Consider the following 26,034-nt stretch of genomic DNA (forward strand, 5'->3'; position numbering starts at 1 on the left):
AACTCAACAGGTCGCGGTCGATGACGGCAATTGACGATCATCGGCCCGCAGCCATCAAGGGCACCGGATCCGGCAACCGAATCCCGGTGCCCTTCGCATATCCGCACGCGCATAAGGCAACCATCATGCTGATTTTCCCGAAACATGCCCGCATCGTATTCGCGGGAGATTCCATCACCGACGCCGATCGTGACCGAACCGCCATTCCCGGCGGCTGGGGCTACGGACACGGCTACGTGAACACGTTGCACAATCTGCTCACCGCCGTATACCCCGACCGTGCGCTGTGTACGATCAACCAGGGCATCAGCGGCAACGACATCGTCGAACTGGCCGAACGCTGGGACAGCGACATCATCGGCATGAATCCGGACTATGTGTCGGTGATGATCGGCGTCAACGACGCGTGGCGATACTATGACGGACCACTGTGGCAGGCCCGTCTCAACACGGTCGAGGATTACGAACGCATCTACGACGAACTGCTGGAGCGTACGCGCCGCGAATCCCCGAACCTCAAAGGATTCATCATCATGCGTCCGTTCATGTTCGAGCCGAATCCGCACGACATCATGCGCGCCAAAATCGAAGAGTTCGCGGCCGCGTCGAAACGCGTGGCGGAACGCAACAATGCGATTTTCGTGGATACGCAAGCCGCCGTCGACCACTGGCTCACCCAGTTGCATGGTTGCCTCGCCAGTCAGGACCGCGTGCATCCTTACGAGCGGGGTGCGATGATCATCGCCCGCGCATGGTGCCAGGCGGTCGGTTTCGACTGGAACCGCACCACATTCGGCGACTGAACGCACGCGATCAATTGCCGGTCGGACGAACGTGCACCAACGTAATCAGATACGTGCAGATATGCGCGCATTCGCGCAACCGCAATCAGTCACAGACACATGAGGAGCATCCATGATCGATCTGAACACCATAGACGCCGTGATCAAAGCCGGTCCCTACTGCGACACATGGGAATCGCTATCCCGCGTACAGGTACCTAGCTGGTTCCCGGACGCGAAATTCGGCATTTTCACCCACTGGGGTCTGTACACGGTACCCGAATACCGCAACGAATGGTATTCGCGCAACATGTACATCGAAGGCTACCCCGAATTCGACCATCACCGCGAAACCTTCGGCCCGCAAAGCGATTTCGGCTACAAGGATTTCATTCCGATGTTCACCGCCGAGCGATTCAATCCGGACGAATGGCTCGACCTGTTCGCGGCTGCCGGCGCACGGTACTACTTCCCGGTATCCGAACATCACGACGGCTACCAAATGTACGCAAGTGATCTCTCGCACTGGAACACGGTCGAAACCGGCCCGCACCGCGACATCATTGGTGAATTGCGCGAAGCGACGCTGCGTCACGGACTGCATTTCGCCACCAGCAATCACCGTGCCGAACACTGGTGGTTCATGAGTCACGGACGCGAATTTGACTCCGATGTGCGCGCGGCTGAGCCAATGCATCGCGGTGATTTCTATTGGCCGGCCATGCCCGAGCCCGACAATCAAGACCTGTTCTCCGTGCCGCGGCCGACCGAGGAATATCTCGACGACTGGCTGCTGCGCGTGTGCGAGCTGATCGACAACTACCGTCCGGAAATGCTGTACTTCGACTGGTGGATCCAGCACGACGCGTTCAAGCCGTACATCAAGAAACTGGCCGCCTTCTACTACAACCGCGGTGTCGAATGGGACGTGCCGGTCATCATCTGCTACAAGCAGGACGGCATGGCATGGGGTGCGGGACTGTACGACGTCGAACGCGGCGGTCTCGCCACCGCGACGCCGTACGTATGGCAAACCGACACCGCCATCGCACGCAACTCGTGGTGCTACACGAACACGCTCGACTACAAGAGCATCGCCGAACTGATCGTCACGCTGGTCGATACGGTCAGCAAAAACGGCAACCTGCTGCTCAACGTCGGCCCGCGTGCGGACGGTTCGATCGCCGCTCACGATCGCGAACTGCTCGAATCGATTGGCACATGGCTGGACGCGAACGGCGACGGCATCTACGGCACTCGACCGTGGAAAATCGCCGAAGAAGGACCGACTCATGCCGCAGAAGGCTCGTTCGCGGACCAGAACGCGTTGCAGTACACGGCCGCCGACTGGCGATTCACTGCGAAAGACGGCGACGTGTACGCATTCTGCCTCAACCCGGACGGCGCTCGCACGCTCACCTGCGCCGCATTCGCCGCCTACCATGACGGCAAGGTGGCACCGTTCCACGGCATCGTCACCGGTGTCGAACAGCTCGGCTCCGGACCGGTGCACTACGAGCGCACCGACGACGGCCTCGTCATCGAACCGGCCTTGCGTGCCGGCATCGCGACGGATGTGCCGCTCGGCTTCAGGATCAGCGTCAAATAAACCGGCGTACGCAGTCGTACATAAGCGCATACGTACATCACTTATCACGCAGAGCATCAGTACAAAACACTTACGGAAGAGAGACATCATGACTACTATCACTGAAACCAACAAAGCCAAGGCGCGCGCACTGCTCGCCCAACTCACGCTCGACGAGAAAGTCGACATCATCCACGCCGCCGGACTGTTCAAAAGCGGCGGAGCTGTGCGACTCGGCATCCCCGAATTTCACATGGATGACGGTCCGATGGGGCCGCGCGAGGAGCTGCACAACGACAACTGGGCACCGCTGTGGAATACGCGTGATCGCGTGACGTATTTGCCGTCTGGCTCGGCTGTTGCATCGACGTGGAATCGTGCGCTCGCGCACACCGTCGGCGAAGTGCTCGGCGAAGAGGCGCGCGGCCGTGGTAAGGATGTCATCCTCGGCCCCTCACTCAATATCAAACGCAGCCCGCTGTGCGGCCGCAACTTCGAATACATGAGCGAGGACCCGTATCTTGCCGGAGAGCAGGGTGCTGCCTACATTCGCGGCGTGCAGGAATCCGACGTCGCCGCCTGCGCTAAGCATTACGCGGCCAACAGTCAGGAAACTGATCGACTCGACGTCGACGAAACCATCAGCGAGCGTGCACTGCGTGAAATCTATCTGCCCGCGTTCGAGGATGCGGTCAAACGCGGCGGTGTGCTGTCGATCATGGGTGCGTACAACTTGGTGAACGGCGAACAGTGCTGCGAATCGAAGAAACTGCTCGACGATATTCTGCGCGACGAATGGGGATTCGATGGATTCGTCGTCTCCGACTGGAGTGCGGTTAAGCGTACCGCTGCATCCGCGCGCGTCGGACTCGACGTCGAAATGTCCGTCACGCCAAACTTTGACGAGTATTATTTCGCGAATCCGCTACGACGAGCGATCGCAGCTGGCGAGGTGAGCGAAGCGGACGTGGACACCAAGGTATTGCGTGTGCTCGCCGTCATGGATGCGTTGCACATGCTGCCCGCCGATGACGGTACGAAACCAGCTCGCAAGGCCGGCTCCTACGCGACGATCGCGCACGCTGCGAAAGCGCTTACCGTGGCGCGTGAGTCGATTGTGCTGCTCAAAAACGATGCCGGTGTGTCTGGTCGGCCGGTGTTGCCGCTGAACGAGGGCTCGCTGCGCCGCGTGCTTGTTGTCGGTGCGAACGCAGACCGCATCCACTCTAACGGCGGTGGCAGTGCGGTTATCAAGGCGTTGCATGAGGTTACGCCGTTACTCGGGTTGAACGGTCAACTCGGCGGCAACGTGACTATTGAGTACGTGCTCGGTTACGATGCAAAGCAGGTTGTGCAGGACGATTCATGGCAGGAAGACAGTCTTGAGAACTCGGTCGGTTCAGCTGCTGACGATGCCGAGCGTGCGGCCGCATTGCGCGATGGAGCTGTAGCCCGCGCCCGCGAGTATGCAGCGAGCGGTGATCCGGTGGTGTTTGTTGGTGGTCTTGATCATGAGCATGATCTTGAAGGTCGTGATCGCGAGACGATTGAACTGCCATACGGTCAGGATGCGCTGATTTCCGCGCTTCTTGACGTCGCTCCCGACACGGTGCTCGTGTTTGTTGCGGGTTCGCCAGTCGCCATGCCGTGGGCTGACCGTGCGCATGCGATTGTGTGGAATTGGTATAACGGGTGCGAATCCGGTACGGCTCTTGCAGAAGTGTTACTCGGCCGAGTCAATCCAAGCGGACACCTGCCGGAGACATTCCCGATCGCGCTCGCTGATTCGCCGGCGCACTCGGTCGGTACATTCGGTCCGGGGCTGCATGTGCGCTACGACGAGGATATTTACGTCGGTTACCGTTATTTTGAGACGCGTGATGTGCCGGTGCGATTCTGCTTCGGTCACGGCTTGAGCTACACCACGTTTGCGTATTCTGATCTCGATGTGCGTCGCGTGGATGATGCGATTCGCATTGCGTTCACGGTGACGAATACTGGGGAGCGTGCGGGTAAGGCCGTGCCGCAGGTGTATTTCGGGCTTGAGGGTACGGGTGAAGACCGGCCGGTCAAGGAGTTACGCGGGTTTACTAAGGTCGCACTTGGTGCGGGTGAGAGTCGGCAGGTGGAGATCACGCTGGATGCTGCGCGCGCATTGCGCTATTGGTCGAACGGTGCGGGTGCGTACACTGTAGCCCCTGCGGCTGTGGTCTATGTTGGTGAATCCGTGCGCGATATTCGTCTGACCGGGCATATTGGCTGAATATGTGGGCGATGGGGGTTCGAACCCCTCATCGCCCACGAGCAGGCATATTGTAGTTGTGCTTGATGGCTGTTGCGCGGTGAGTCTCCCGTGCTGAGTGCTGGAATTTTGTCTTGAAATCGTCTATGAATGTTTTTGCGGATTTGGAGACAAGTGATGTGCGTGGTTAATGATGCTGCAATAATAGAGAATGGCGGAATTTCAAGGATTTGCGGGAAGAATGTGTTGTCTTTACTTTCGTGAAAAGCCATATTTGAGGATTTGCAGACAGAAATATTGTCTCCAAAACGAGTACAGGGCTGATTTCTAATTTGAAGACAACTATCCACGATGAGATTCGTTATTGGATCTAGGTCACGCGATGGAATTGGCTCGTTACAATCCATCGCGTGACCGCGTAATGTGTTGTTACTCGGGCACGGGATGTCAAAATGAATCATTTTTCCATCGCGTGAAGGAGAGGATTCGCATAATCACGGCGTGTCGAATCTTGTTATTTATAGACTTATAAATAACATAATAAAAACCGAGCGAACCCATGCGTTAAGCATGTGGTCAACACAGCAAAAGGAGACGCGACAATGAAGTTCCTCAATGGCGGCTGGCTCGTCAAAGACGGATTCGACGTCAAATACGCGGCAAACGTGTACGCTGCGAATGTCGAGCCGAAGAAAATCACCCTGTTCTGCCCGTTCGGTGTGCCGATTCATCACCCAGGTCAGACGCTCGACGGCGGCATCCTGACGATCGAAGTCACTTCCCCTCGCGAAGACATCATCACCACGCGCCTGATCAACTTCAAGAAAGACCGCAGCCGCTGCCCGAAGTTCGCGCTCAACGAATCCGACCCGAACGTCGAAATCACTGAAACCGACGAGCAGTGGACCTTCACCTCCGGCAAGCTCACGCTGGAAATCGCTAAGGGCGAGACGATCGACTTCACCTACAAGTACGACGGCAAGACCATCGCACATTCCGGCTGGCGCGCCAAGGCCCTCGTCACCGACGACCACAACCAGTTGCACGTCTCCGAGCAGCTCGACCTCGGCGTCGGCGAGAAAATCTACGGCCTCGGCGAGCGCTTCACGAACTTCGTCAAGAACGGTCAGACTGTCGACATCTGGAACGAGGACGGCGGCACTGGTACCGAGCAGGCGTACAAGAACATCCCGTTCTACCTGTCAAACAAGGGCTACGGCCTGTTCGTTGACAACCCGGGCAAAGTGAGCTTCGAGGTCGGCTCCGAAAAAGTCTCCCGCGTGCAGTTCTCCGTGCCGGGCGAGGAGATGAGCTACTCGGTTATCGGTGGCGACAATCTCAAGGGCATCCTCAACACGTACACCGATCTGACCGGCAAGCCGCCGCTGGTGCCGGACTGGAGCTACGGCCTGTGGCTGTCCACCTCGTTCACCACCGATTACGACGAAAAGACCGTGATGGAGTTCGTCGACGGCATGGCCGAGCGCAGCATTCCGCTGTCCGTGTTCCACTTCGACTGCCGTTGGATGAAGGAACTCGAATGGTGCAACTTCGAGTGGGATGAGACGAAGTTCCCTGATCCTGAAGGTCTGCTCAAGAAGCTGCACGACCGCGGACTGAAAGTCTGCGTGTGGATCAACAGCTACATCGGCCAGAAGTCGCCGCTGTTTGAGGAAGGCGCCAAGAAGGGCTACTTCATCAAGACCACCGACGGCGAGGTCTGGCAGTGGGATAAGTGGCAGGCCGGCATGGCGATCGTCGACTTCACCAACCCCGAAGCCACCAAGTGGTATCAGGATAAGCTCAAGCATCTCGTCGCACAGGGCGTCGACTGCTTCAAGACCGACTTCGGCGAGCGCATCCCGACCGAGGGCGTGAAGTACTATGACGGTTCTGACCCAGAGCTCATGCACAACTACTACACGTATCTGTACAACAAGGCCGTTTACGATGTACTCGTTGAGACCAAGGGCGCAGATGAGGCGATCCTGTTCGCCCGTTCCGCGACTGTCGGCGGCCAGCAGTTCCCGGTGCACTGGGGCGGCGACTGCTCGTCGAACTACCCGTCGATGGCCGAGTCGTTGCGCGCGGGCTTAAGCTTCGGCATGTCTGGTTTTGGTTATTGGAGCCACGATATCGCCGGTTTCGAGGACAAGCCGACCCCGGATCTGTTCAAGCGTTGGACGCAGTTCGGTCTGCTGAGCTCGCACTCGCGTTACCACGGTTCCACCGAGTACAAGGTGCCGTGGCTGTACGGCGACGAGGCGGTCGAGGTGTCGCGTGAGTTCACTGAGCTCAAGCTCAAGCTCAAGCCGTATCTGGAAGCTATGGCGCACGAGACGCACGAGACTGGTGTACCGATGATGCGTGCGATGGTGCTTGAGTTCCCGACTGACCCGGCTTGCGAGGACATCGACACCCAGTACATGCTGGGCGATGATCTGCTGGTTGCTCCGGTGTTCTCCGAGGATGGCACCGCGCGCTTCTACGTGCCGGATGCCGGCGGCGATCACGCGGGAGAGTCGTGGGCGAACTTGCTGACTGGCAAGACTTACGAGCCGGGCCGCTGGTACACCGAGCAGTACGACTACCACACCCTGCCGGTCCTCGTGCGTCCGGGTTCGGACCCGCTCAACGCGTGATTTGTTGATATTTTGCTCGGCGGTGCGAGTCAACTGTCTGATTCGCGCCGCCGCTGCGTAATCGCGCGCCACAACACAATCAAAGGTGATTCCATGACCCTGTTCAACTGCAAACCGGCCCGCCGCATCGCGTCCGGTTTTCACCCCGATCCGACGATCTGTGAGACCCCGCAAGGCACGTATCTGATGGTCAACAGCTCGTTCGAATATTTCCCCGGTCTGCCCGTGTTTGAATCCGAAGACGGCATGCACTGGCATAAAATCGGCGACGCCATGAACCGCACCACTCAATTCCCATACGAATCAATGGGCAACAGTCAAGGCATCTACGCGCCCACGTTACGGTACTTTGACGGTACGTTCTATCTCATCGTCACGAACGTCAACAAAGGCAATATGATTCTCACGTCCGCCGACCCGCACGCCGGTTGGTCCGATCCGATCTGGGTAGACGGCTGGCCCGGCATCGATCCGAGCCTGTTCTTCGACGACGACGGCACCGCGTACATCTGCGGCAACGAGGGCGGCGAACGTGAACCGGCCGGCATCTACCTGTCGAAAATCGACCCGACTACCGGCACAGTACTGACCAAACGTCAGCGTATCTGCGGCGGTATCACTGGCTCGAATCCGGAAGGTCCGCACTTGTACAAGCGCGGCGGTTTCTACTACCTGATGTGGGCGGAAGGCGGTACTGAATCCGGGCACATGGAGAACATCGCGCGCGCGACCGCTCCGGAAGGTCCGTACGAAATGTACGCCGGCAATCCGCTGATCACCAATCGTTCCACGCACTTGACGTTGCAGGCGATCGGCCACTGCGATTGCGCGCGGTTCGGCGACGAGCGCACGCTGATGGTGTTCCACGGCACGCGTAATAACGACGAGTATCCTGCGCAAGGTTGGATCGGCCGCGAACCGTACGCCGTGTGGTTTACGTGGGAGAACGATTGGCCGGCGCTCGCTGACCAGTCATACGACTGCGAGCTCAACGGTTGCGGCGACTCGCTGGAACGGGACGTCGAGTGGATTACGCCGTCGATTGATGCGGCTGGACGGTTTACGGTCGGTGGCGGCGACAAGCGTATGATCGCAGGCCCAGTACCGCGCGAGGACGGTTTGCTGTGTGATTCCAACGGTGTGACGATCGATATTCACGCGGCTGAGCAGGACTTTTCGCTTGATGACGGTCCGACGATGGTTGGTACACGGCAGACTGATTTCCGGTTCGAGTTCGGTGCGACGCTTGCCGATGCGCGCGAGTTGACGGACGGCGAGACTGGCGTAGCTGTGTACGCGAATGCGAATCATTATCTGACGATCGCCGTGCACGTGGCGGACGATGACGGACTGCTGACGATTGAGACGGTTGCGCACAACGCTGGATTGACGTCGGTGGTTGGCTCGGTTCACGAATCTGCGGATGCGACATTACGGCTGATCGTGCGCGGCGACGATCGCGGCTACGACTTCGCTGTGAAGAACACGTTCACCGGCGAAGAGCAGCCACTTGGACACATTCCCGGCAAAGTGCTGAGTTTCGTCAACGCAGGTGGATTCACTGGCATCCTGCTCGGTGTCTACGCGCACGGCCGCGGCGAAATCACCTACACCAACGTCCGCTACACCGTATGACCGCCACCATCTCGGCTCGCCTGATAAGGGGAGCCGAGATAACGCTTGCGACCTAAATAAATAAAGGACCACCAATGACCACACCACTTTTTGATACAGTCCTCTTCGGCGGCGACTGGAATCCCGAACAATGGCCAGAAGACACGTGGGAGCATGATATCGAGATGCTCGAAGACGCGCACATCAACGAGGCCACGATAAACGTGTTCTCGTGGGCGCTACTCCAGCGAGACGAGCACACGTACGACTTCACGACGCTCGACAAGATTGTCAATCTGCTCGTCAAACATCACTTCAATATCGTGCTCGCTACTGGCACTGCCGCACTGCCCGCGTGGCTCGTGCGTACGCATCCCGAAGTCATTCGCACGACGTTCAACAGTCAGCGTCGCGTGTTCGGTGGCCGTCATAACTTCTGCCCGAACTCGACCGTCTTCCGCACGATGTCAACTGCACTCGCTGGCAAGATCGCCGAACGTTACGCTGGAACGCCCGGATTGGTCGCATGGCATATCGGCAACGAGTACGGCGGTGGCGGCGGACTGTGCTACTGCGATCATTGCGCCGCAGCGTTCCGCACATGGCTGCGCGCGAAATATGGCACGATCGACGCGCTCAATTACGCGTGGTGCGCGAATTTCTGGAGTCACACGATCCTCGACTGGGACGATATCATGCCGCCAGTCGAACTCGGTGACGGACTCGGCTCCGACTGGGACCTCAAAAAAGGCGTTATCTCGGGCCTGATGATGGACTATCGTCGCTTCCAAAGCGAATCGCAACTCGCCTGCTACAAGGGTGAACGCGATGCCGTGCGCGCGCACGACACCGCCACTCCGATCACCACGAATCTCATGGGCACGTTCAAAGACATCTACTATTTCGCATGGGGTCGCGAAATGGACGTGGTCAGCTGGGACAACTACCCGGGCATGGGCATGCCGGCGAGCCGTGTGGGCCTCAACCATGACCTGATGCGCGGCGTGGGCGGTGGCAAACCGTTCATGCTCATGGAACAGACGCCGAATCAGCAGAACTGGTTCCCGTACTGCAAAGTCAAGCGTCCCGGCGAAGTTGCTGCGCTCAGCTGGCAAGCGGTCGCGCACGGTGCGGACACGGTCCAGTTCTTCCAAATGCGTCAGTCGATCGGCGGTTGCGAACGGTTCCACGGCGCAGTCATCGCGCACGACGGTACGGAACAATCGCGCGTATTCCGCGAAACGGCCGCGCTCGGAGCTGCATTGGAACGCGTCGCACCGCAAATCATGGGCTCGACCGTACGCGCTCGCGTCGCCGTCATGTTCGACTGGGATAGCTACTGGTCGCTCGAAGGTTGCGTTGGTCCGACCGCCGGATTCTCATATCCGGAAGAAGTACATCGTTTCTATCGCGCGTTTAACAAGCGCGGCATTGCGGTCGACGTGATCGAAAGTACGACGCCAGCCGATCAGCTTGCGCAGTATGCGATTGTCGTCGCGCCTGCGTTGATGGTGATCAAGCCGGGCGTTGCGGACGCGGTTGAGTCGTATGTGCGCGGCGGCGGACGGTTCATCACCGGATACATGAGCGCCGTACACGACGAACATGATCTCGTGATTCCGGGCGGCTACCCCGGACCGTTGCGCGCGCTTGCCGGCGTGTGGGCTGAAGAAATCGATGCTATCGCACCGGGTGAGACGATTCCGGTCGAGTTCTGCGGCGATGCCAAGTGCGACGCACTGCGGCAGGCATCCGGCGAAATCGTGGCAAGCATCATGCATCTCGAAGGCGCCCGTGCGCTCGCGATCTACGGTGGTGACGAATTCTACGCAGGTACGCCAGCCGTCAGCGTGCATGCGGTCGGCGACGGCGAATGCTACTACGTCGGCACGCCGCTTGACGAGGCTGGCATGGATGCGTTCGCTGAGCCGATCATCGCTGCGGCTGGACTGACCACACACGATCTGCCGGACGGTGTCGAGTTTGCCGAACGCACGAGCGACGACGGCCGCACGTTCACGTTCGTCATGAATCTGACTGATCGCGAACAGCGAGTAGTCGTGCCGGAACTCGCCGGTCATAATGATCTACTCAGCGGCAGCGTACTCAGCAGTGAACTGACGTTCGCTCCATATCAGATCGTGATTGTCGAACGATAAGTTAGTCGAACGCCACGGCGACCAGTGTCTGGCGTAAGCTGGTCGCCATTCGACGTGCGGTGTTGTTTGTGGTGGTGACGATAAGGAGGAAAACCATGAGCGGCGTCCAACGAATCTTGACGTTTGAAGTCGGGTTTAATTTTACCCGATATATGCAGATGACGAACGGTGTCATGGGAGTGCCGTCGTCCATCGCGACACCGTCGGCAAGTTACGATGATTTTCTGCAGGCGCTAGTTAAGATTGTTCGCCAGCAAACCGAGCCGATTGACGGTATTGCGTTCAGCGTGCCGGGATTCGTCAACGTTGATCAGCAGTTTGCAACCGCATCCGGACGACTTGCGCCTATCTCACATCATCGTCTTGGTGACGATATTAACGCCGCGCTCGGCACGTCGATTCCTACATGGATGGAAAATGATGCAAACTGCGTGGCGATCGCGGAGAAAAACCGTGGTAACGCGCGTAAATACGATGATTTCGTAGTCATTACGATCACCGATACCGGTATGGGCGGCGCGATTGTCATCGACGGAAAACTCCACCGCGGTCGTGCATGGCGTGCCGGTGAGTTCGGCATGATCGCCAGTAATTATGAAACTGGTGGCTGGAAAACGTTACACGAATATACTGGTATGACATCTCTCGCGACGAGATACGCTGAGCGATTCCATGTGCCTGCGGACAGCGTAGTGCCGTCGAGCTTGCTGCGGCGCATTGATGAGCCGGAAATTCGCCCGCTCGTGGAGGATTGGGCGGAATATATTGCGATCGCGATTTTCAACGTGATCGCGGTAATGGATCCGCAGTGTGTGTTGCTCGGCGGTTTGATTAGTCAGGAGACTGATTTCATTGCGCTGATTCGGCAGGCGCTTGAACGGCATCCGTCGTGGAAGGATTTCCGTACACCGATTACGCGCTGCCGGTACGCAAACGTGTCCGCCTTCTACGGTGCATACGATGCGTTCATGGCCGAACGCGGGGCGAGTATCTCTGGTAGTGATGCGCTTGCTGCGTAGCTTGTGCTGTAGTCAATCGTGTCGTGCTACTGTCGCCACGCCAGTGTGAGCGGTAACAAGCAGTCGTCGTTGAGCTCACGTTCGCTCGGATCACGGAATCCGTTCCAAATTGTTTCCGGGAACATCTCGTCAGAAAACGCGAGCCATTCCTCCAACAAGTTTACGGAATGGTCCGCCAGCCAACGATACTGCAGTCCGTCCATCGCGGACATCGCCAGCGTATACACGTGATAAAACCGCTCTTCATCGTAACTGTCCGGCATAATCCAGTTCATCGAACCGATCTGCTCCCAGTTACGCAGGTGACGGCCGATAAAGAAATTGTGTGCAGGGTGCTCAGGATTCAATGCCTCGCCGTTGAGCATCGAAAACAGTTGTACCATCTCCGGTCGCTGCAAGTTGTACAGCACGATATTGACGCAGTAACGCGGGAAATAGAACACGCGATGACCGTCCGCATCAGTGACTGCCGCAGTAGCTGCGTTATATTCTTCCGCGTCTTGTGTATCGTAATCTTCCGCCAAAATCGCGTACAGTAACTCGTTTTTCGAGTCAATGTAGTGGTAGAGTGCGGCTTCAGTAATGCCTATTTCGTCAGCAATATCCTGCAATGACATGCCCCAGAAGCCTTTAGATGCAATGATTTTCGTGGCGGCGCGCATGATCTGCAGATGGCGTTCCTCGGGGCTCATGCGCTTGCGCTTGGTGAACGTGGTGCCTGACGTGGTGTCGCGCACCGTGGCGTGTTCCGTGGTGCGCGAGGCTGCTGGCCAGCTGGCCTCGTCGTTTAGGAACCGTTCCCATGCTGCGACGGTCATGACCACATCCTCCTTATGTTGACGGAGTGCGCGATTGGTGTCGTGCTTTCGTTAATTATAACTCTATAAATAAGGCTATGATTCCGGGCGTGTTGCGCGAGTGGAGGCCGTAACTCAATGGTGGGGTGCGGATAGTGCTCAGTTACGGTCGTTTGGAGGGGCTGTGGAGGCCGTAACTCAATGGTGGGGTGCGGATAGTGCTGAGTTACGGCCGTTTGGAGGGGCTGTGGAGGCCGTAACTGAGCACTGAGGTGCGTGATGGCGCGATGTGTCGGGTGGTATGGTGATACGCCGACGGCTAGTCGAACAGGCGGCCGAGCCAATCGATGGCTAGACGTGGCCAGACTTGAATGCATGGGAAGATATTGCCTTGGCCGCCCCACGCGGTCTCTTCGGTGCCGAGCGCGAGGCCGTGGCCGCCTTCAGGGAACAGGTGTGCCTCAATGCTCACGCCAGCTGCCTTGCATGCGGAAATCAGCATTAGCGTATTTTCCATCGGTACGCAGTCGTCCGGTACGGTGTGCCAGACGAACACCGGCGGCGTTTTCGAGTCGATATGCTTCTCGATCGACAGCTTGTCAAGCCACGCCTGATCGTCCTTGCGATCCGGGCCGAGCAATGCGTTGAAACTGCCGCGGTGGGCGAGCGGTCCGGAAGTAATCACCGGATAGCCGAGCATGAGCGCGTTCGGACGTACCGCGTCGGGATCGTAGCTATGCGCGACCAGATCGTCGTCGCCAACGCTCGTGGCGAGGTTCGCAGCCAAGTGACCGCCTGCTGAGAAGCCGATCACGGCCACGCGATCGGGGTTGGTGTGCCAGTCGTCGGCGTGCGCACGAATCAGTCGCATTGCTTCAGCAGCCTCGCACAGTGCAGTCGGATATACGCTCGGCTTGCACGAGTATCGCAGTACGAATGCGTTATAACCGGCGCCCACGAACTTCAACGCGATTGGCTCGGCTTCGCGGTCAGAGGTCATTTCGTAGCCGCCGCCGGGGATGACGAGTACGGCCGGGCGACGACGTTGCATGTCGACTTCGGGGGAGTTGTCGATCACATAGCCAACGAAACGCGCCTCGGTGCCGTCAATGCCGGTGATAGTTTGGTCAATGTACTGCATGAAACATCCTCTCTGACAACATTCGATATCCGGTTTGTCGATTGGCCGGGATACGAGTACGGCATTCACGATAGCTGCACCGTTGGTCACTGCTATGCGCTTAAGTCTATCATGTTATTTATAGAGTTATAAATAAGAGATAAGTGGGTGTGTTACCTCGTTGCTGAGGACTGTGCTTCGATGTGTGCGACTGGTTAAAAGGCTTTTTGAAGTTGAGACGAACGGATAGGCGGTGGGAACTGGTTAGGAATGATGGCCGTGAATGGCCGATACTGACTGCCCGATACGGTGGGTGGCGGTTTTCTCTCACTGAGAGTGACTCAGTGAGAGAAAACCGCCACCCACCGTTCGAGGTATATAGGTAGTGGCGGAAAACGCTCGCTGAGGACATGCTCAGCGAGCGTTTTCCGCCACTAGGGGGGGGGCTGTCAGCGAACGCGGTGGAGGGGCACTGTGATGCTTGTCAGCGAACGCGGGGCACAGTTGTCAGCGCGCGCATGAGGGTGCTGACGGGAGCTGTTACTTGGCGTGCTTGGGAATCACTGGGGAATCCTGATCGCCTGACTCGTTATCGGCTGGCTTCTTCTTGCCGAACTTGGCTTTGAGCAGACCGACAATCGTTGGAATCAACGATACGGCCAAAATCAGTACGATCACCAGCTCAAAGTGCTTTTGCACGGCCGGAATATTACCGAAGAAGTAGCCGAGCAGCGTGAACAGCGACGACCAGACGAAACCACCAAGCATTGAGAACGGGGTGAATCTGCGCCAACGCATACCCGAAATGCCAGAGATAAACGGCATAAACGTGCGGATAAACGGGAAGAAACGACCGAGGAACACAGCGAGCGGACCCCACTTTTCGATCATCTTTTCGGTTTTTTCAATGCGCTCCGGCGTCATGGCTTTCACTTTGCCGGATTCAATGATGCGGCGACCGAAGAAATGACCGATGAAATAGTTGCACTGGTCGCCAATAATCGGCGCGCACCACACAACCGGCAATAAATAGTGCAGTGGCAGTGCGACCTGACCTGTGGTTGCGTCGGGCGCGGCAAACACACCAGCCGCGAACAGTAGCGAATCGCCGGGTAGGAACGGGAAGAAGACCACACCGGTCTCGATGAACACAATGAGGAAAATAAAACCGAGCGTAGGCGCCACGCCCATCGCAATCCAGCTTGCGATCGCAGCACGCGGGTCTTTCAGTAGCTCGATGATGAAATTGATAAAACCCATGAAAATCCTGTCAATAACGTTGCGGATGTCACATCAGTAGTCTTTCAGCACGATACCAGCCACCGTGTAAGAATGCGGCATGGGCATGGACTGTCTGTTTACACACGATGTAGGCATGGACTGTTCATGTGGAAGCGGAATTGGCTTTTTCATGAACAGTTTATGCCCACATTGCAGTTTGAATTAGACAGAACGGAAGGGGACTGATGTTCCGCCGGAATATCACACAAATAGGTCCCGAAACGTGATATTCCGGCGGACCTTGTTTGATTTCCGCCGGAATATCACGTTTTGACCCCTGTTTTTGTGATATTCCGGCGGAAGGGAACAGAAGGGGACTTGGATTAGACAGTTTATGCCCACGCAAGGCCCACACAAACGTCACTGTCCCGCTGCGTCCCTAAAGATTCATACAGATTCATACCTCTTCTACTGAAAACTCGCCCCACAACATTCAGTTTCTTCTCAGGAAGTGCGTTAGTCTTGAGGACATGACGGAACTCAATCATGATCGCGCGCAAGGTGGCGAAGAGCAGCGACCGCTGTCCGTATCGGCTCGGCTGGGTCGTCTGCAGTTCCATAATTCGGGCAAATTCCGTATTCTGCAACTTGCTGATATCCAAGACGGTCCGAACGTTGCCAAAGACACGATCAAACTGATCGCAGCCGCGCTCGATGCCGCGCGTCCAGATCTCGTCGTGTTCACTGGCAATCAGATCGCCGGATATGATACTGCGTTCGCGGCGACGTTCCGCAAACGTCGCTGGACGCCGGCTAAAACGAGTCGACCTGATCAGCTCGACGCAACGCGTGCGCTGGTCCGCAAAGAGATTGCAGCGTTTCTCAAGCCGCTCGTCGACCGCGGGATTCCGTTCGCGGTCACGTACGGCAATCACGATTTCCAGTGCGGACTTGACAACGCACAGTTAGACTCGATCTACCGCGAGTTTCCCGGATGCCTGAACGTTGTGCCGGACGACAGTACTGCTGACAAGTCTGCGGCAGATGACAGCGATATCGTAAAGACAGGAACGATCGAAGTTGTATCTGAAACCGATCGTACTCAATCCAGCGGCGGCACATACGCGATACCAACTGCACAAGCCGCGCCGATGAGCGGTCTGCCAGATCAGCGCGTATATCCGTTCGCACCGGGCACGTTCGCGCTGCCGGTCATGGATGTTGATCGTACTCGTACAGTCCTCGCGCTCGTCGTTGCAGATTCCGGCGACTACTCGCCTGAAGGTGGTTACGCGAGGCCAGATCAGCGCACGCTCAACTTTCTGTACTCGGTACCAGAAATGCTTGGCGCGAAATCGTTGGTATTCCAGCACATGCCGGTTCCGCAGTACTACGATCTGCTCAAGGTCGCCGAACGCAACGCGCCGGGTGCGATTCAGGGTTACCGCGCGTACGAATCGCAGTATTACGTGCTGGATGAATCGAAAACGCAGCCCGGTAGTTACTTGGGCGAGGGAATTAGTTGCCCAGATTACGACGGTCGTGAGTTTGCGATGCTGCGAGACGGCGGTTACTTCGGTATTGTCGCGGGTCACGATCATCGCAACGGATTCGTCGGCGAGTCTGGCGGTTTGATGATGGTCGCAACACCGACCTGTGGATTTGGCTCGTACGGTCCCGCGCCGGAACAGCGGGCGGCGCGACTGTTCGAGTTTGATATTCGTCATCCGTACAATCCGCGCACGCAACTGTTGGAATTTGGTGATTTAGTAGGCAAACCGAGCTCGCGTAAAGCGTATGCGTACGATATTGCGTCGGTGAAAGCCGACAGTGAAGGCATGAACCTGCTCCACAAAAAGACATTGTGGAGCAGGATTCGCGCAGCCTTGCGCCGATAAGCGTGGAGAAAACTTAGCGGCCAGCGGATGCCTTGATCAGCGCATCGGTCAGATACTTGCCAGCGGCCATCACCAGCGGCGCGTAGCGGCGGCCGGGTGCGTTGCCCATACGGCCAGACGGGCCGGAAATTGAGATCGCGGCAATCACCTGACCGGAAGCGTTGCGAATCGGCGCAGAAATCGAGCACACGCCTTCTTCGCGTTCGTTCACCGATTCGCTCCAACCGCGTTTGCGCACAGCAGCCAGCTTCGCCGCGCTGAACTTTGCGTGACGCAATCCCTGATGCATGCGTTCAGAATCTTCCCACGCGAGCAAAATCTGTGCAGCTGAGCCAGCTTCCATCGACAGCATCGCGCCCACCGGAATCGAATCACGCAAGCCAGAAGCGCGCTCCACAGCAGCGATACACACGCGCTGATCGCCTTGACGGCGGTAAATTTGCGCAGACTCACCGGTACGATCAAGCAGCGTTTGCAAAATCGGTCCAGCAGCAGTCAGCAGTCGATCTTCGCCAGCGGCCGCAGCCAGCTCAGCGAAACGCGAGCCGAGCGCAAATCGGCTGTGCTGGTCGCGCAGTACAAAGCGATGCCGTTCCAGTGCGATTGCTAGACGATGCGCGGTCGGACGCGCCAGTCCGGTCGCCGCGACCAACTGACCGAGCGTGGCTGGGCCAGATTCGAGCGCGTCAAGGATTTTTACTGTTTTATCGAGTACGCCGACGCCGGAATGGATTTCGCCGTCCGCTTCGGTTGCTGCGTCATCTGCATCATCTGCTGCATCCTCGGCAGCTTCGGCAGTCTCAGCCGTCTCAATATCGTCTGGCTGAGTGTCGTCGATCGTCTGGTTGTCAAGCCGCTCTTCGGGCGTGGTTGTCTCGTTTGCGCTGGGAGAAGTCATAGTCGTTGATTATGCCATCTCACATAGTGAAACGCAAAATGCGCTCGGGCGGGTTGCGCGGTATGGCGATCAAACACGTTTGAGATAGCGTGAGGTATTCGGGGGAATATGGCACACGTCAGTCCACATCTTATCTCATATACCGGCCGCCGCCGCTTGTGTCCAAGGTGCAAATCATAGGCTATATACCACGAAGAACGCGAGAGTACAAGACCTCGCAGAAAAAAATTAGGAGGAATTCCGAATGGGAACGACACTGGCCGAAAAGGTCTGGGCCGATCATTTGGTGCGCAAGGGCAGCGATGGGGCACCCGACCTGCTGTACATCGATCTGATGCTCATGCATGAGGTTACGAGTCCGCAGGCGTTTGAAGGCTTGCGTTTAGCAGGTCGCAAACCGCGTCACGTTGATCAGCTCATCGCTACGGAAGATCACAACACGCCGACCGTCGACATCGATCGCCCGAATCCAGACAAAACGAGTGCGTTGCAGCTGAGCACGCTGGAAAAGAACTGCAAGGAATTCGGTGTGCGTCTGCATCCGCTCGGTGACGCTGATCAAGGTATCGTGCACGCGTTCGCGCCGATTCTTGGCCTCACGCAGCCGGGTATGACGATCGTGTGCGGCGACTCGCATACGTCGACGCACGGTGCGTTCGGTGCGCTCGCGTTCGGTATTGGTACATCTGAAGTCGAGCATGTGATGGCAACGCAAACACTGTCGTTGAAGCCGTTTAAGACAATGGCGATCAACGTCAACGGCGAACTGCCAGCCGATGCGACCGCCAAGGACGTTATCCTTGCGATCATCGCGAAAATCGGCACCGGCGGCGGCCAAGGTCACGTCATCGAATACCGTGGCGACGCGATTCGCAAGATGACAATGGACGAGCGCATGACCGTGTGCAACATGTCGATCGAAGCCGGTGCGCGCGCCGGCATGATCGCGCCCGACGAGACGACATTCGAGTACTTGAAGGGCCGTCCGCATGCGCCCGAGGGCGAGATGTGGGATAAAGCGGTTGAGTACTGGAAGACGCTGAAAACCGATGATGACGCGGTGTTCGACAAGGTTGTGGATATCGACGCGACCAAGCTCGGCCCGTTCGTCACTTGGGGCACGAACCCCGGTCAGGGCTTGCCGATTACCGCTAACGTGCCAGTTCCGAGCGAGATCGCGGATGCAACCAAGCGCGCGGCTGCCGAACGTGCACTGACGTATATGGATTTGAAGCCTGGCATGCCGATTAAGAGCATTCCGGTTGACACCGTGTTCATTGGCTCGTGCACGAACGGTCGTATTGACGATCTGCGTGCGGCGGCTGCGATTATGAAGGGCCATCACAAGGCTAAGTCGATTCACCGCGTGCTTGTGGTTCCGGCGTCGTCTCGTGTGCGTTTGCAAGCCGAGCGTGAAGGACTTGACAAGATTTTCAAGGACTTTGGTGCGGAATGGCGTAACGCTGGCTGCTCGATGTGCCTCGGCATGAACCCGGACAAGCTCGTGCCTGACGAGCGTTCGATTTCGACATCGAACCGTAATTTCGAGGGTCGTCAGGGCAAAGGATCGCGCACGCACTTGGCGTCGCCGCAGGTTGCTGCTGCCACTGCTATCCGCGGTACGATTTCGTCGCCGGCTGATCTGTGATTGGTACTCGTCTGCTGTTTGTGTAAAGGACTGTTATAGATGGAAAAACTCACCACGTTGACCGGCGTGGGCGTGCCGCTGCGCCGTTCTAACGTCGATACTGATCAGATTATTCCTGCCGTGTTTTTGAAGCGCGTCACCAAGACTGGCTTCGACGACGCGCTGTTTTATGCGTGGCGTCGCGACCCACAGTTCGTGCTCAACAAGCCTGAGTATGCGAAGGGCCAGATTCTGGTTGCTGGACCGGATTTTGGTATTGGTTCGTCGCGTGAGCACGCGGTGTGGGCATTGCATGATTACGGATTCCGTGTGGTTATTGCGCCGCGATTTGCTGATATTTTCTACGGCAACACTGCGAAAAACGGTGTTCTGGCTGCGATTATGCCGCAAGAGTCTGTCGAGCTGCTGTGGAAGCTGCTCGAAGAGGAACCTGGGCGCACGATGACGGTTTCGCTTGAGGATCGTACCGTGACGTGCGGCGATGTGACGCTGCCGTTCGAGGTGAATGATTACGTGCGTTGGCGTTTGATGAACGGGTACGACGATATTGATCTCACGCTCCAGCATGAGGATGACATCGCTGCCTACGAGAAAATGCGTGCCGAACGATTCCCGTTCAAGCCCAAGACCATTCCCGCCAAGCATCTGCCAGAAGAGCCCATTGCTTCCGCTCGCGAGCCTGAGCGCGCGGAGGAGTGGGCCGGGCCGATCGCCGATCGCGACTAGTTTGCGATCGCTCGGCTGAGTAACAGGCGGGTGTCAGATATGTTGTTATCTCGGCTCTCCTTGTCAGGACAGCACTGTTAAGCAAACAGTAGCGCAGTTTATTAGCTTGCTTAACGGCAAAGTCCGTTATGGGGAGCTGCGATCAGTTGAAACCGACTACTCGCTCGGCTACGAGATATCCGTGCCGGACCACCCATCGGCCACCAGATCCCGGCAGATTAATCGCGCGCGACATCACTTTGCGTCGCACGTCACGATAAATCGCCGGCGAATACTCAGCGATCGCAGCCCACATCCGCCGCTTCTTCTCGTAATTTTCAGGATCGCGCGACAAAATCAAAAATACGGACGCCACGCAACTTTCAATCGCAAGAAAATGAATCATGTACCGATACAGACCGTCCGGCACACTCCCCGGCTCCGGCGTCGCCTCAAGCATCCGCTGATTGACAAGCAGCAGTTGGTCAACGCGACGAATCATCACATCCGTCTGCACAGACTGACCCTCGCGCCCAATAAAATAATGGTAAAACGGCATATCAAGGTACAGCATCGTGCGCACTTTCGTAAACGGCTGATACGCGTAAATAAAATCAACGTAAAACGTGTGCTCAGGTAGCTGCATACCGGACTCGCGCACCACCGCAGTACGGAACGTGAGCGCGTGCATGAGAATGTACTCCGCGAGCCCAAAATGACCGAGTTCGTCCCACGTAAGTACCTCGCCCGCGCGCATCGCGTGGCGGAAATTCACCGTGTGCAGGCGGCGCTTGCCGACCTTGTCGTACACGTAATTCGTCACGACCATGTCGACCGGCGTATTCGACGCGCGCTGCTCGCGCAACGTGTCCATCATGCGGTCGATGGACTGCGAGTCGATCCAGTCGTCGGCGTCAACAACCTTAACGTACGTGCCGCGCGCGTTTGCGATACCTGTGTTGACCGCGCCGCCGTGACCCTTGTTCGGCTGATGAATCGCGCGGACGTTGCGCGGCCAGCGGGCGGCGTACGTGTCGGCGAGCTGCGAGGTTGCATCGTGCGAACCGTCGTCGACGATAAGGACCTCGATATCGCGGATGTCGGACGCTTGCAGCAGCGACGTGACACAGCGTTCGAGATATTCCTCCATGTTGTACGCGGGCACGATGAATGTGAGCGTGACGGGCTGCGCGATATTCTGCGCGATGTTCCGTGCGATGTTGGTCGCTGCGGTTGACGTTGGATTCGCCGTCGTGGTTTGGGTCATGGTCTCCTCGCTGCGTGCTGCCATGTGTTGCGGGCATGACTGCGTGGGCTGCGCGCGGCCACCGTGCGGCGGGTACGCGCTTATGTCGCTTATGTTTCTCTACAACCTACCACTAGCGTCTTATGTGAGACTAGGTTTTGGGGTGATTGGCGGGTTCTCGGTGTCGGTTTGCGTGGGCTGATTGCTTGCGCCGCTGCCATTGCTACTGTCGCTGTCAACTGGGGTGCCACCGTCATCTCTGCTAACTAGCAGTCCCTCGCGCGCGACCGGCGTAACAGTCGTATCGTTGCTACCATTATCGCCGCGTGCCGCGCGACCCTTCGCGTGTCGCCCCTCGAATCGCAAAGTCGGCTTGGAATCGAGTCGCGACAGGCCGTGCCACGCCAAATCAACGATGTACGCGGCGAGCTGCTCCTTGCTTACCTTCGGCCGATCAGCCCAATACTGACCGGTGAACACGGTCATGCCGACGAGCATTTGCGCGTAATACGGCACGCCTTTTGCCGATAACTTCTGCCGTCGAAACGCTGCTGTGAGCAAATCTTCGACGCGCAGCGAAATATCACCGAGTAGCGAGCTGAACGAGCCAGCCGGATCGGTACTCGGCGAATCGCGCACGAGCACTTGGAATCCGTCCGCGTTTTCCTCGATATAGGTGAGCAGTGCGAGCGCCGCGCGTTCAACGATCTGCCGCGGATGCATATCTGGGTCGGACAGTGTGGCTGTAAGCGCGCTGGTGAGCGCCTGCATTTCGCGGTCGACGATCACCGCGTACAGTCCTTCTTTGCCGCCGAAGTGCTCGTATACGATCGGCTTGCTCACTTTTGCGCTCGCCGCGATTTCCTCCACGCTCACCGCCTCGAATCCTTTAGCTGCGAACAATGCGCGCCCAACTTGAATGAGTTGTTCGCGGCGTTGAAGCGATGTCATGCGTGAAGTATTGGCCATGCTTATCAGTGTAGCGAGTACGCCGAGCGTATGAGCGTATCGTTCGCAATAGCGCAATTCGAGATGCGTCTAATATGACATGTTATGGCATGTTATGACATTTGAGGAGAAGGCCCTGCTTTATCGAGGGTGATTGAGGGTGATGCGGTGGCAGTGCAACAAACTTCAGGTGTGTTACATTATGCGTTAAATTAATTTAGTACAGTATACTAAATGAATTACTATTAAAATTAATTTACCAGACTAAACTAAAATAAAATGCAAACAAGCAGAATGAGGAGCGAATGTGGAACCTACCCTGATAGCGCGCAAGAAATACCTCAATGATGCGTTGCGATTCCGAGACACTGACATGGTAAAAGTTGTCACAGGAGTGCGTCGTTGCGGCAAGTCATCGTTGTTACAACTTGTACGAAAGCAGATTGAGGCTGAAGGTGTTTCAGGCCGAGGTTTTATTGATGTGAATCTAGAACGACGTGGCCTAGGCATACGTACGGATGATGACCTCTATGCTTATCTCGTTGCGCATATGAGTGATTCTGGCCGAACGTATGTTTTTTTAGATGAAGTACAGCGAATTAGTGGCTGGCATGATGTTGTTAATTCCATTCGCGTTGAATATGATTGCGATATTTACGTGACTGGCTCTAATGCATATTTATTATCCGGGCAAATCGCTACGTATCTATCTGGTCGATATGTAGAAATCGCTATGCTGCCACTATCTTTTGCTGAATATGCGTTGTTCTGCGGTTTGGATTTCGGAGCGAACGGGTCGGCGGCATTGCTTGGAGATGGTTCAGTGGTGACGTTTGACGATATATTCCGCAAATATATGGAATTCGGTGGCATGCCCGCGATTGCTTCGCTGAATGTTAATCAGGCGATGCATGCGCAATATATGGAGGGCGTCTACAGCACAGTGGTGGTTCGGGATGTTCTTAATCGAGAACGAAATGGGCGATGGAAGGTTGCTGATGCAGATTTACTGCGCCTAACATGCGAATATCTCGCGGATACAGTTGGTCGGCAATCGTCGGTCACGAAAATGGCAGGAGCACTGATTGCTGGTGGTCGCAAAACCACAGCTACAGCGGTTTCTGCTTATATTCAGGCATTAGAAGATGCATTTATCGTATACTCTTGCCGCCGGTATGACATTCATGGTCGTGCTCTGCTGAAAACCATGCCCAAGTATTATCTTGTAGACACTGGGATGCGGCAGTATTTGTCTGGATATCGAAGTAGCGATGTGGGTTTCGTGTTTGAGAATGCCGTATATTTGCAGCTGCTATATGAGGGATGGGCGGTCCACGTTGGCAAGTTATATCGCAGTGAGGTTGACTTTGTTGCGGTCAAAGATGGACGTACTGTGTATATTCAAGTGACTGATGAGATGTTCGATGAACAGACGCGACTGCGCGAACTGAGACCGCTGCGTGATATTGGAGACAATTTCGAGAAGATTGTGGTGGTGCGCCAGGGTGATCCAGCTGGTACCGATGATGGGATTCAGATAGTTCGCGCGAAGGATTTTTTCTTGAAAGCGGCATGGTGATGTGGCGGCAATTTGCAAAGTGAGAGGCAGATTTTCGGTTGTGCATGGGTCAATTTGCAAAGTGAGAGGCAGCCACTTACGAGACAATATGCAATATATACCCCCGAAACTCATTGCATAGCGGTGAATGATCAAAGTGACTGCCTCTCAGTTTGCAAATCGACCCGTACAGGCGGCGAAATCTGCCTCTCAGTTTGCACATTGCACCTAATTGCGCCTAGTTGCGTTTAATCGCGTCTTGCGGGATGCCTGTCCCTTGCGGTTTTTAGGCTGGGAGTATGGATACCAATACGATTATCGGCATTGTGGCCGTGGTGGCTATTGCCGTATTGCTCATCGCGTGGGGCGTGTGGAACGATCGCTCGCGCAAAAAAGCGCTCGCCAAGGCTGAGGAAGAAGCCAAAGCTAAGGCTGATGCACGGATTGCGGCTGAAGAAGCTGCTGAACGAAAATCTCAGGCGGCCGAAGCCGAGCACGCGCAGGCTGGCGCTACGCCGAAACCGGCGCCGACCGTGCGGCATGAGGATACGGAAGTAGCGCCGACGCCCGCAACATCTGCCACACCTGAACCCGCGACGCCCGCCGCACCCACGCCAAAACCCAAGTCAGTAGAACAACCCGAATCTGCCGGCTCGCGCATCCAGCGGCTTAAAGCCAAACTCGCCAACAGTGCGAATCCGTTCGGCAAAGCCCTGTTCGCAATCCTCACGAAAGACAACCTTTCCGAATCCGACTGGGAGGACGTTGAAGACACGCTCCTGCTTGCCGATGTCGGCGCTGAGGCGAGCGAGCAGCTCGTCGATGAACTACGCAAAGACGCTCGTATTACCGGCAAGGCCGATGCTGCCGAAGTCCGCGCCAGCTTGCGCGAGAAGCTGCTCGACCTCGTGGGGCGCGATACGGATCGTCGACTCAACGCGAATAAAGAGAACGCAAACAAGCCGTCCGCTATCATCATGGTCGGCGTGAACGGCACGGGCAAAACGACCACGGCCGGCAAGCTCGCGCGACTGTTCGTTTCTGAGCACAAGCAGGTTGTGATGGGTGCTGCCGACACATTCCGCGCGGCGGCCGCCGACCAGCTTGAAACGTGGGGTGCGAAAGTCAATGTGCCGGTCGTGCGCTCTGATAAGGACGGTGCCGACCCGGCGTCGGTTGCGTTCGAGGCCAGTGCGAAAGCTAAGGAAGACAACGCAGATGTGCTGATTATTGACACGGCCGGTCGCTTGCAAAACAAGGCGAATCTGATGGATGAGCTCGGCAAAATTCGCCGCGTTACCGAGAAAAATCTGCCAGTTGACGAGGTCCTGCTCGTCCTCGACGCGACCACTGGTCAAAACGGTATGACACAGGCCAAAGTGTTCGCTGAAGCGATCGGCATTACCGGCGTAGTGCTGTCCAAGCTCGATGGCTCGGCTAAGGGTGGCATTGTGATTTCCGTGCAGAAGGAGCTCGGCGTGCCGGTGAAGCTCGTTGGCCTTGGCGAAGGCCCGGATGATCTCGCCCCGTTTGACCCGGAAGGATTCGTCGACGGGATTCTCGCGTAACGGCACGTCGCGTAACGGCGTAACCGCAAACCACACCGCGTGCCGCGACACGTATCGCGCCGCGCCGCACCGTGCGCGGCACGCAACCCGCCAATCCGACCACATCATGAAACGTCCGCACTCGCAACACGGGTGCAGACGTTGTCATATTTATGCACCATCATCAGTTCGTAACAATCCGTACAATCTGTCACCGCCAGCCCAGCAATACCGCACTATTCCGCCGATTTGCCGACCGATCGCAGTCGCGTACCCGCCGCTCAAACGTCACTTTCGCTGCCCCCGCGTTTTACATTCGCGTAACTTCTCGTAACGTATTCACAACACGCTCGGCGTTTCATACAGTCGTGTGAGTCCCCCACAAAGGGACGTGCCAAGAAG

At 56.8% G+C, this 26,034-nt stretch carries 18 protein-coding genes; 12 read left to right on the forward strand and 6 right to left on the reverse strand.

The genetic code is table 11. The features are described 5' to 3' along the window. Window positions 1–20 precede the first annotated feature (20 nt). From BHAP_RS07140 to BHAP_RS07170, 7 genes are all read left to right on the forward strand, one after another. The gene (locus BHAP_RS07140; protein ID WP_244569340.1) at window positions 21–803 is read left to right on the forward strand and encodes an SGNH/GDSL hydrolase family protein; all 783 of its coding nucleotides are present in this window, start codon (window positions 21–23) and stop codon (window positions 801–803) included. A 112-nt stretch (window positions 804–915) separates the two neighbouring features. Beyond that, the gene (locus BHAP_RS07145; RefSeq protein ID WP_094730049.1) at window positions 916–2,391 is read left to right on the forward strand and encodes an alpha-L-fucosidase; all 1,476 of its coding nucleotides are present in this window, start codon (window positions 916–918) and stop codon (window positions 2,389–2,391) included. A gap of 88 nt (window positions 2,392–2,479) precedes the next feature. Further along, window positions 2,480–4,633: a beta-glucosidase gene (locus BHAP_RS07150; RefSeq protein WP_094730050.1), complete on the forward strand. Its 2,154-nt coding sequence runs from the start codon at window positions 2,480–2,482 to the stop codon at window positions 4,631–4,633. A 581-nt stretch (window positions 4,634–5,214) separates the two neighbouring features. Further along, window positions 5,215–7,254 (forward strand): alpha-xylosidase, encoded by a 2,040-nt coding sequence (gene yicI / locus BHAP_RS07155; protein WP_094730051.1) that lies wholly within the window; start codon window positions 5,215–5,217, stop codon window positions 7,252–7,254. A 93-nt stretch (window positions 7,255–7,347) separates the two neighbouring features. Continuing rightward, window positions 7,348–8,889 carry a glycoside hydrolase family 43 protein gene (locus BHAP_RS07160; RefSeq protein ID WP_094730052.1) on the forward strand — a complete coding sequence of 514 codons (1,542 nt, stop codon included), beginning with the start codon at window positions 7,348–7,350 and terminating at the stop codon, window positions 8,887–8,889. 74 nt (window positions 8,890–8,963) lie between these two features. Continuing rightward, window positions 8,964–11,027: a beta-galactosidase gene (locus BHAP_RS07165; RefSeq protein ID WP_094730053.1), complete on the forward strand. Its 2,064-nt coding sequence runs from the start codon at window positions 8,964–8,966 to the stop codon at window positions 11,025–11,027. Window positions 11,028–11,122: 95 nt separating this feature from the next. Next, window positions 11,123–12,046 (forward strand): ROK family protein, encoded by a 924-nt coding sequence (locus BHAP_RS07170; protein ID WP_094730054.1) that lies wholly within the window; start codon window positions 11,123–11,125, stop codon window positions 12,044–12,046. Between the two features lie 26 nt (window positions 12,047–12,072). Here BHAP_RS07170 and BHAP_RS07175 read toward each other — a convergent pair whose 3' ends face one another. The 3 genes from BHAP_RS07175 to BHAP_RS07185 form a co-directional block, all read right to left on the reverse strand. Beyond that, on the reverse strand, window positions 12,073–12,864 hold the full coding sequence (locus tag BHAP_RS07175; protein ID WP_094730055.1) for a TetR/AcrR family transcriptional regulator: 792 nt from the start codon (window positions 12,862–12,864) through the stop codon (window positions 12,073–12,075). Window positions 12,865–13,162: 298 nt separating this feature from the next. Further along, complete coding sequence (locus BHAP_RS07180; RefSeq protein ID WP_094730056.1) at window positions 13,163–13,984, reverse strand: alpha/beta hydrolase; 822 nt, start codon at window positions 13,982–13,984, stop codon at window positions 13,163–13,165. Window positions 13,985–14,503: 519 nt separating this feature from the next. Then, entirely contained in the window at window positions 14,504–15,223 is a 720-nt protein-coding gene (locus BHAP_RS07185; protein WP_094730057.1) for a DedA family protein, read from the reverse strand. A gap of 491 nt (window positions 15,224–15,714) precedes the next feature. Between BHAP_RS07185 and BHAP_RS07190 the strand changes: the two genes are divergently transcribed. Further along, entirely contained in the window at window positions 15,715–17,082 is a 1,368-nt protein-coding gene (locus tag BHAP_RS07190) for a metallophosphoesterase (protein ID WP_094730058.1), read from the forward strand. 13 nt (window positions 17,083–17,095) lie between these two features. Here BHAP_RS07190 and BHAP_RS07195 read toward each other — a convergent pair whose 3' ends face one another. Then, entirely contained in the window at window positions 17,096–17,980 is an 885-nt protein-coding gene (locus tag BHAP_RS07195; RefSeq protein WP_244569341.1) for an IclR family transcriptional regulator, read from the reverse strand. 244 nt (window positions 17,981–18,224) lie between these two features. On the opposite strand from BHAP_RS07195, the gene leuC reads away from it, so the two are divergent. Together leuC and leuD are read left to right on the forward strand one after the other, a co-directional pair. Continuing rightward, window positions 18,225–19,628 (forward strand): 3-isopropylmalate dehydratase large subunit, encoded by a 1,404-nt coding sequence (leuC, locus tag BHAP_RS07200; protein ID WP_094730059.1) that lies wholly within the window; start codon window positions 18,225–18,227, stop codon window positions 19,626–19,628. A 39-nt stretch (window positions 19,629–19,667) separates the two neighbouring features. Further along, a complete protein-coding gene (leuD, locus tag BHAP_RS07205) occupies window positions 19,668–20,354 on the forward strand; it encodes a 3-isopropylmalate dehydratase small subunit (protein WP_094730060.1) in 687 nt (228 codons plus the stop codon). A gap of 142 nt (window positions 20,355–20,496) precedes the next feature. Here the strand turns inward: leuD and BHAP_RS07210 are convergent, their stop codons facing one another. Together BHAP_RS07210 and BHAP_RS07215 are read right to left on the reverse strand one after the other, a co-directional pair. Then, window positions 20,497–21,528: a glycosyltransferase family 2 protein gene (locus BHAP_RS07210; protein WP_169713187.1), complete on the reverse strand. Its 1,032-nt coding sequence runs from the start codon at window positions 21,526–21,528 to the stop codon at window positions 20,497–20,499. A 192-nt stretch (window positions 21,529–21,720) separates the two neighbouring features. Next, window positions 21,721–22,530 (reverse strand): TetR/AcrR family transcriptional regulator, encoded by an 810-nt coding sequence (locus BHAP_RS07215; protein ID WP_169713184.1) that lies wholly within the window; start codon window positions 22,528–22,530, stop codon window positions 21,721–21,723. 304 nt (window positions 22,531–22,834) lie between these two features. Between BHAP_RS07215 and BHAP_RS07220 the strand changes: the two genes are divergently transcribed. Beyond that, window positions 22,835–24,106: an ATP-binding protein gene (locus BHAP_RS07220; protein ID WP_094730063.1), complete on the forward strand. Its 1,272-nt coding sequence runs from the start codon at window positions 22,835–22,837 to the stop codon at window positions 24,104–24,106. 278 nt (window positions 24,107–24,384) lie between these two features. Beyond that, window positions 24,385–25,653 (forward strand): signal recognition particle-docking protein FtsY, encoded by a 1,269-nt coding sequence (gene ftsY / locus BHAP_RS07225; protein WP_094730064.1) that lies wholly within the window; start codon window positions 24,385–24,387, stop codon window positions 25,651–25,653. The last annotated feature ends 381 nt before the right edge of the window (window positions 25,654–26,034 follow it).

Origin of the sequence: Bifidobacterium hapali (assembly GCF_002259755.1) — a bacterium.
Taxonomy (GTDB): domain Bacteria; phylum Actinomycetota; class Actinomycetes; order Actinomycetales; family Bifidobacteriaceae; genus Bifidobacterium; species Bifidobacterium hapali.

Excerpts from the sequence above, each read along its gene's own strand:
- BHAP_RS07140 (WP_244569340.1), top strand. The coding sequence starts at position 21 with ATGACGGCAATTGACGATCATCGGCCCGCAGCCATCAAGGGCACCGGA.
- BHAP_RS07145 (WP_094730049.1), top strand. The coding sequence starts at position 916 with ATGATCGATCTGAACACCATAGACGCCGTGATCAAAGCCGGTCCCTAC.
- BHAP_RS07150 (WP_094730050.1), top strand. The coding sequence starts at position 2,480 with ATGACTACTATCACTGAAACCAACAAAGCCAAGGCGCGCGCACTGCTC.
- yicI (WP_094730051.1), top strand. The coding sequence starts at position 5,215 with ATGAAGTTCCTCAATGGCGGCTGGCTCGTCAAAGACGGATTCGACGTC.
- BHAP_RS07160 (WP_094730052.1), top strand. The coding sequence starts at position 7,348 with ATGACCCTGTTCAACTGCAAACCGGCCCGCCGCATCGCGTCCGGTTTT.
- BHAP_RS07165 (WP_094730053.1), top strand. The coding sequence starts at position 8,964 with ATGACCACACCACTTTTTGATACAGTCCTCTTCGGCGGCGACTGGAAT.
- BHAP_RS07170 (WP_094730054.1), top strand. The coding sequence starts at position 11,123 with ATGAGCGGCGTCCAACGAATCTTGACGTTTGAAGTCGGGTTTAATTTT.
- BHAP_RS07175 (WP_094730055.1), bottom strand. The coding sequence starts at position 12,864 with ATGACCGTCGCAGCATGGGAACGGTTCCTAAACGACGAGGCCAGCTGG.
- BHAP_RS07180 (WP_094730056.1), bottom strand. The coding sequence starts at position 13,984 with ATGCAGTACATTGACCAAACTATCACCGGCATTGACGGCACCGAGGCG.
- BHAP_RS07185 (WP_094730057.1), bottom strand. The coding sequence starts at position 15,223 with ATGGGTTTTATCAATTTCATCATCGAGCTACTGAAAGACCCGCGTGCT.
- BHAP_RS07190 (WP_094730058.1), top strand. The coding sequence starts at position 15,715 with ATGACGGAACTCAATCATGATCGCGCGCAAGGTGGCGAAGAGCAGCGA.
- BHAP_RS07195 (WP_244569341.1), bottom strand. The coding sequence starts at position 17,980 with ATGACTTCTCCCAGCGCAAACGAGACAACCACGCCCGAAGAGCGGCTT.
- leuC (WP_094730059.1), top strand. The coding sequence starts at position 18,225 with ATGGGAACGACACTGGCCGAAAAGGTCTGGGCCGATCATTTGGTGCGC.
- leuD (WP_094730060.1), top strand. The coding sequence starts at position 19,668 with ATGGAAAAACTCACCACGTTGACCGGCGTGGGCGTGCCGCTGCGCCGT.
- BHAP_RS07215 (WP_169713184.1), bottom strand. The coding sequence starts at position 22,530 with ATGACATCGCTTCAACGCCGCGAACAACTCATTCAAGTTGGGCGCGCA.
- ftsY (WP_094730064.1), top strand. The coding sequence starts at position 24,385 with ATGGATACCAATACGATTATCGGCATTGTGGCCGTGGTGGCTATTGCC.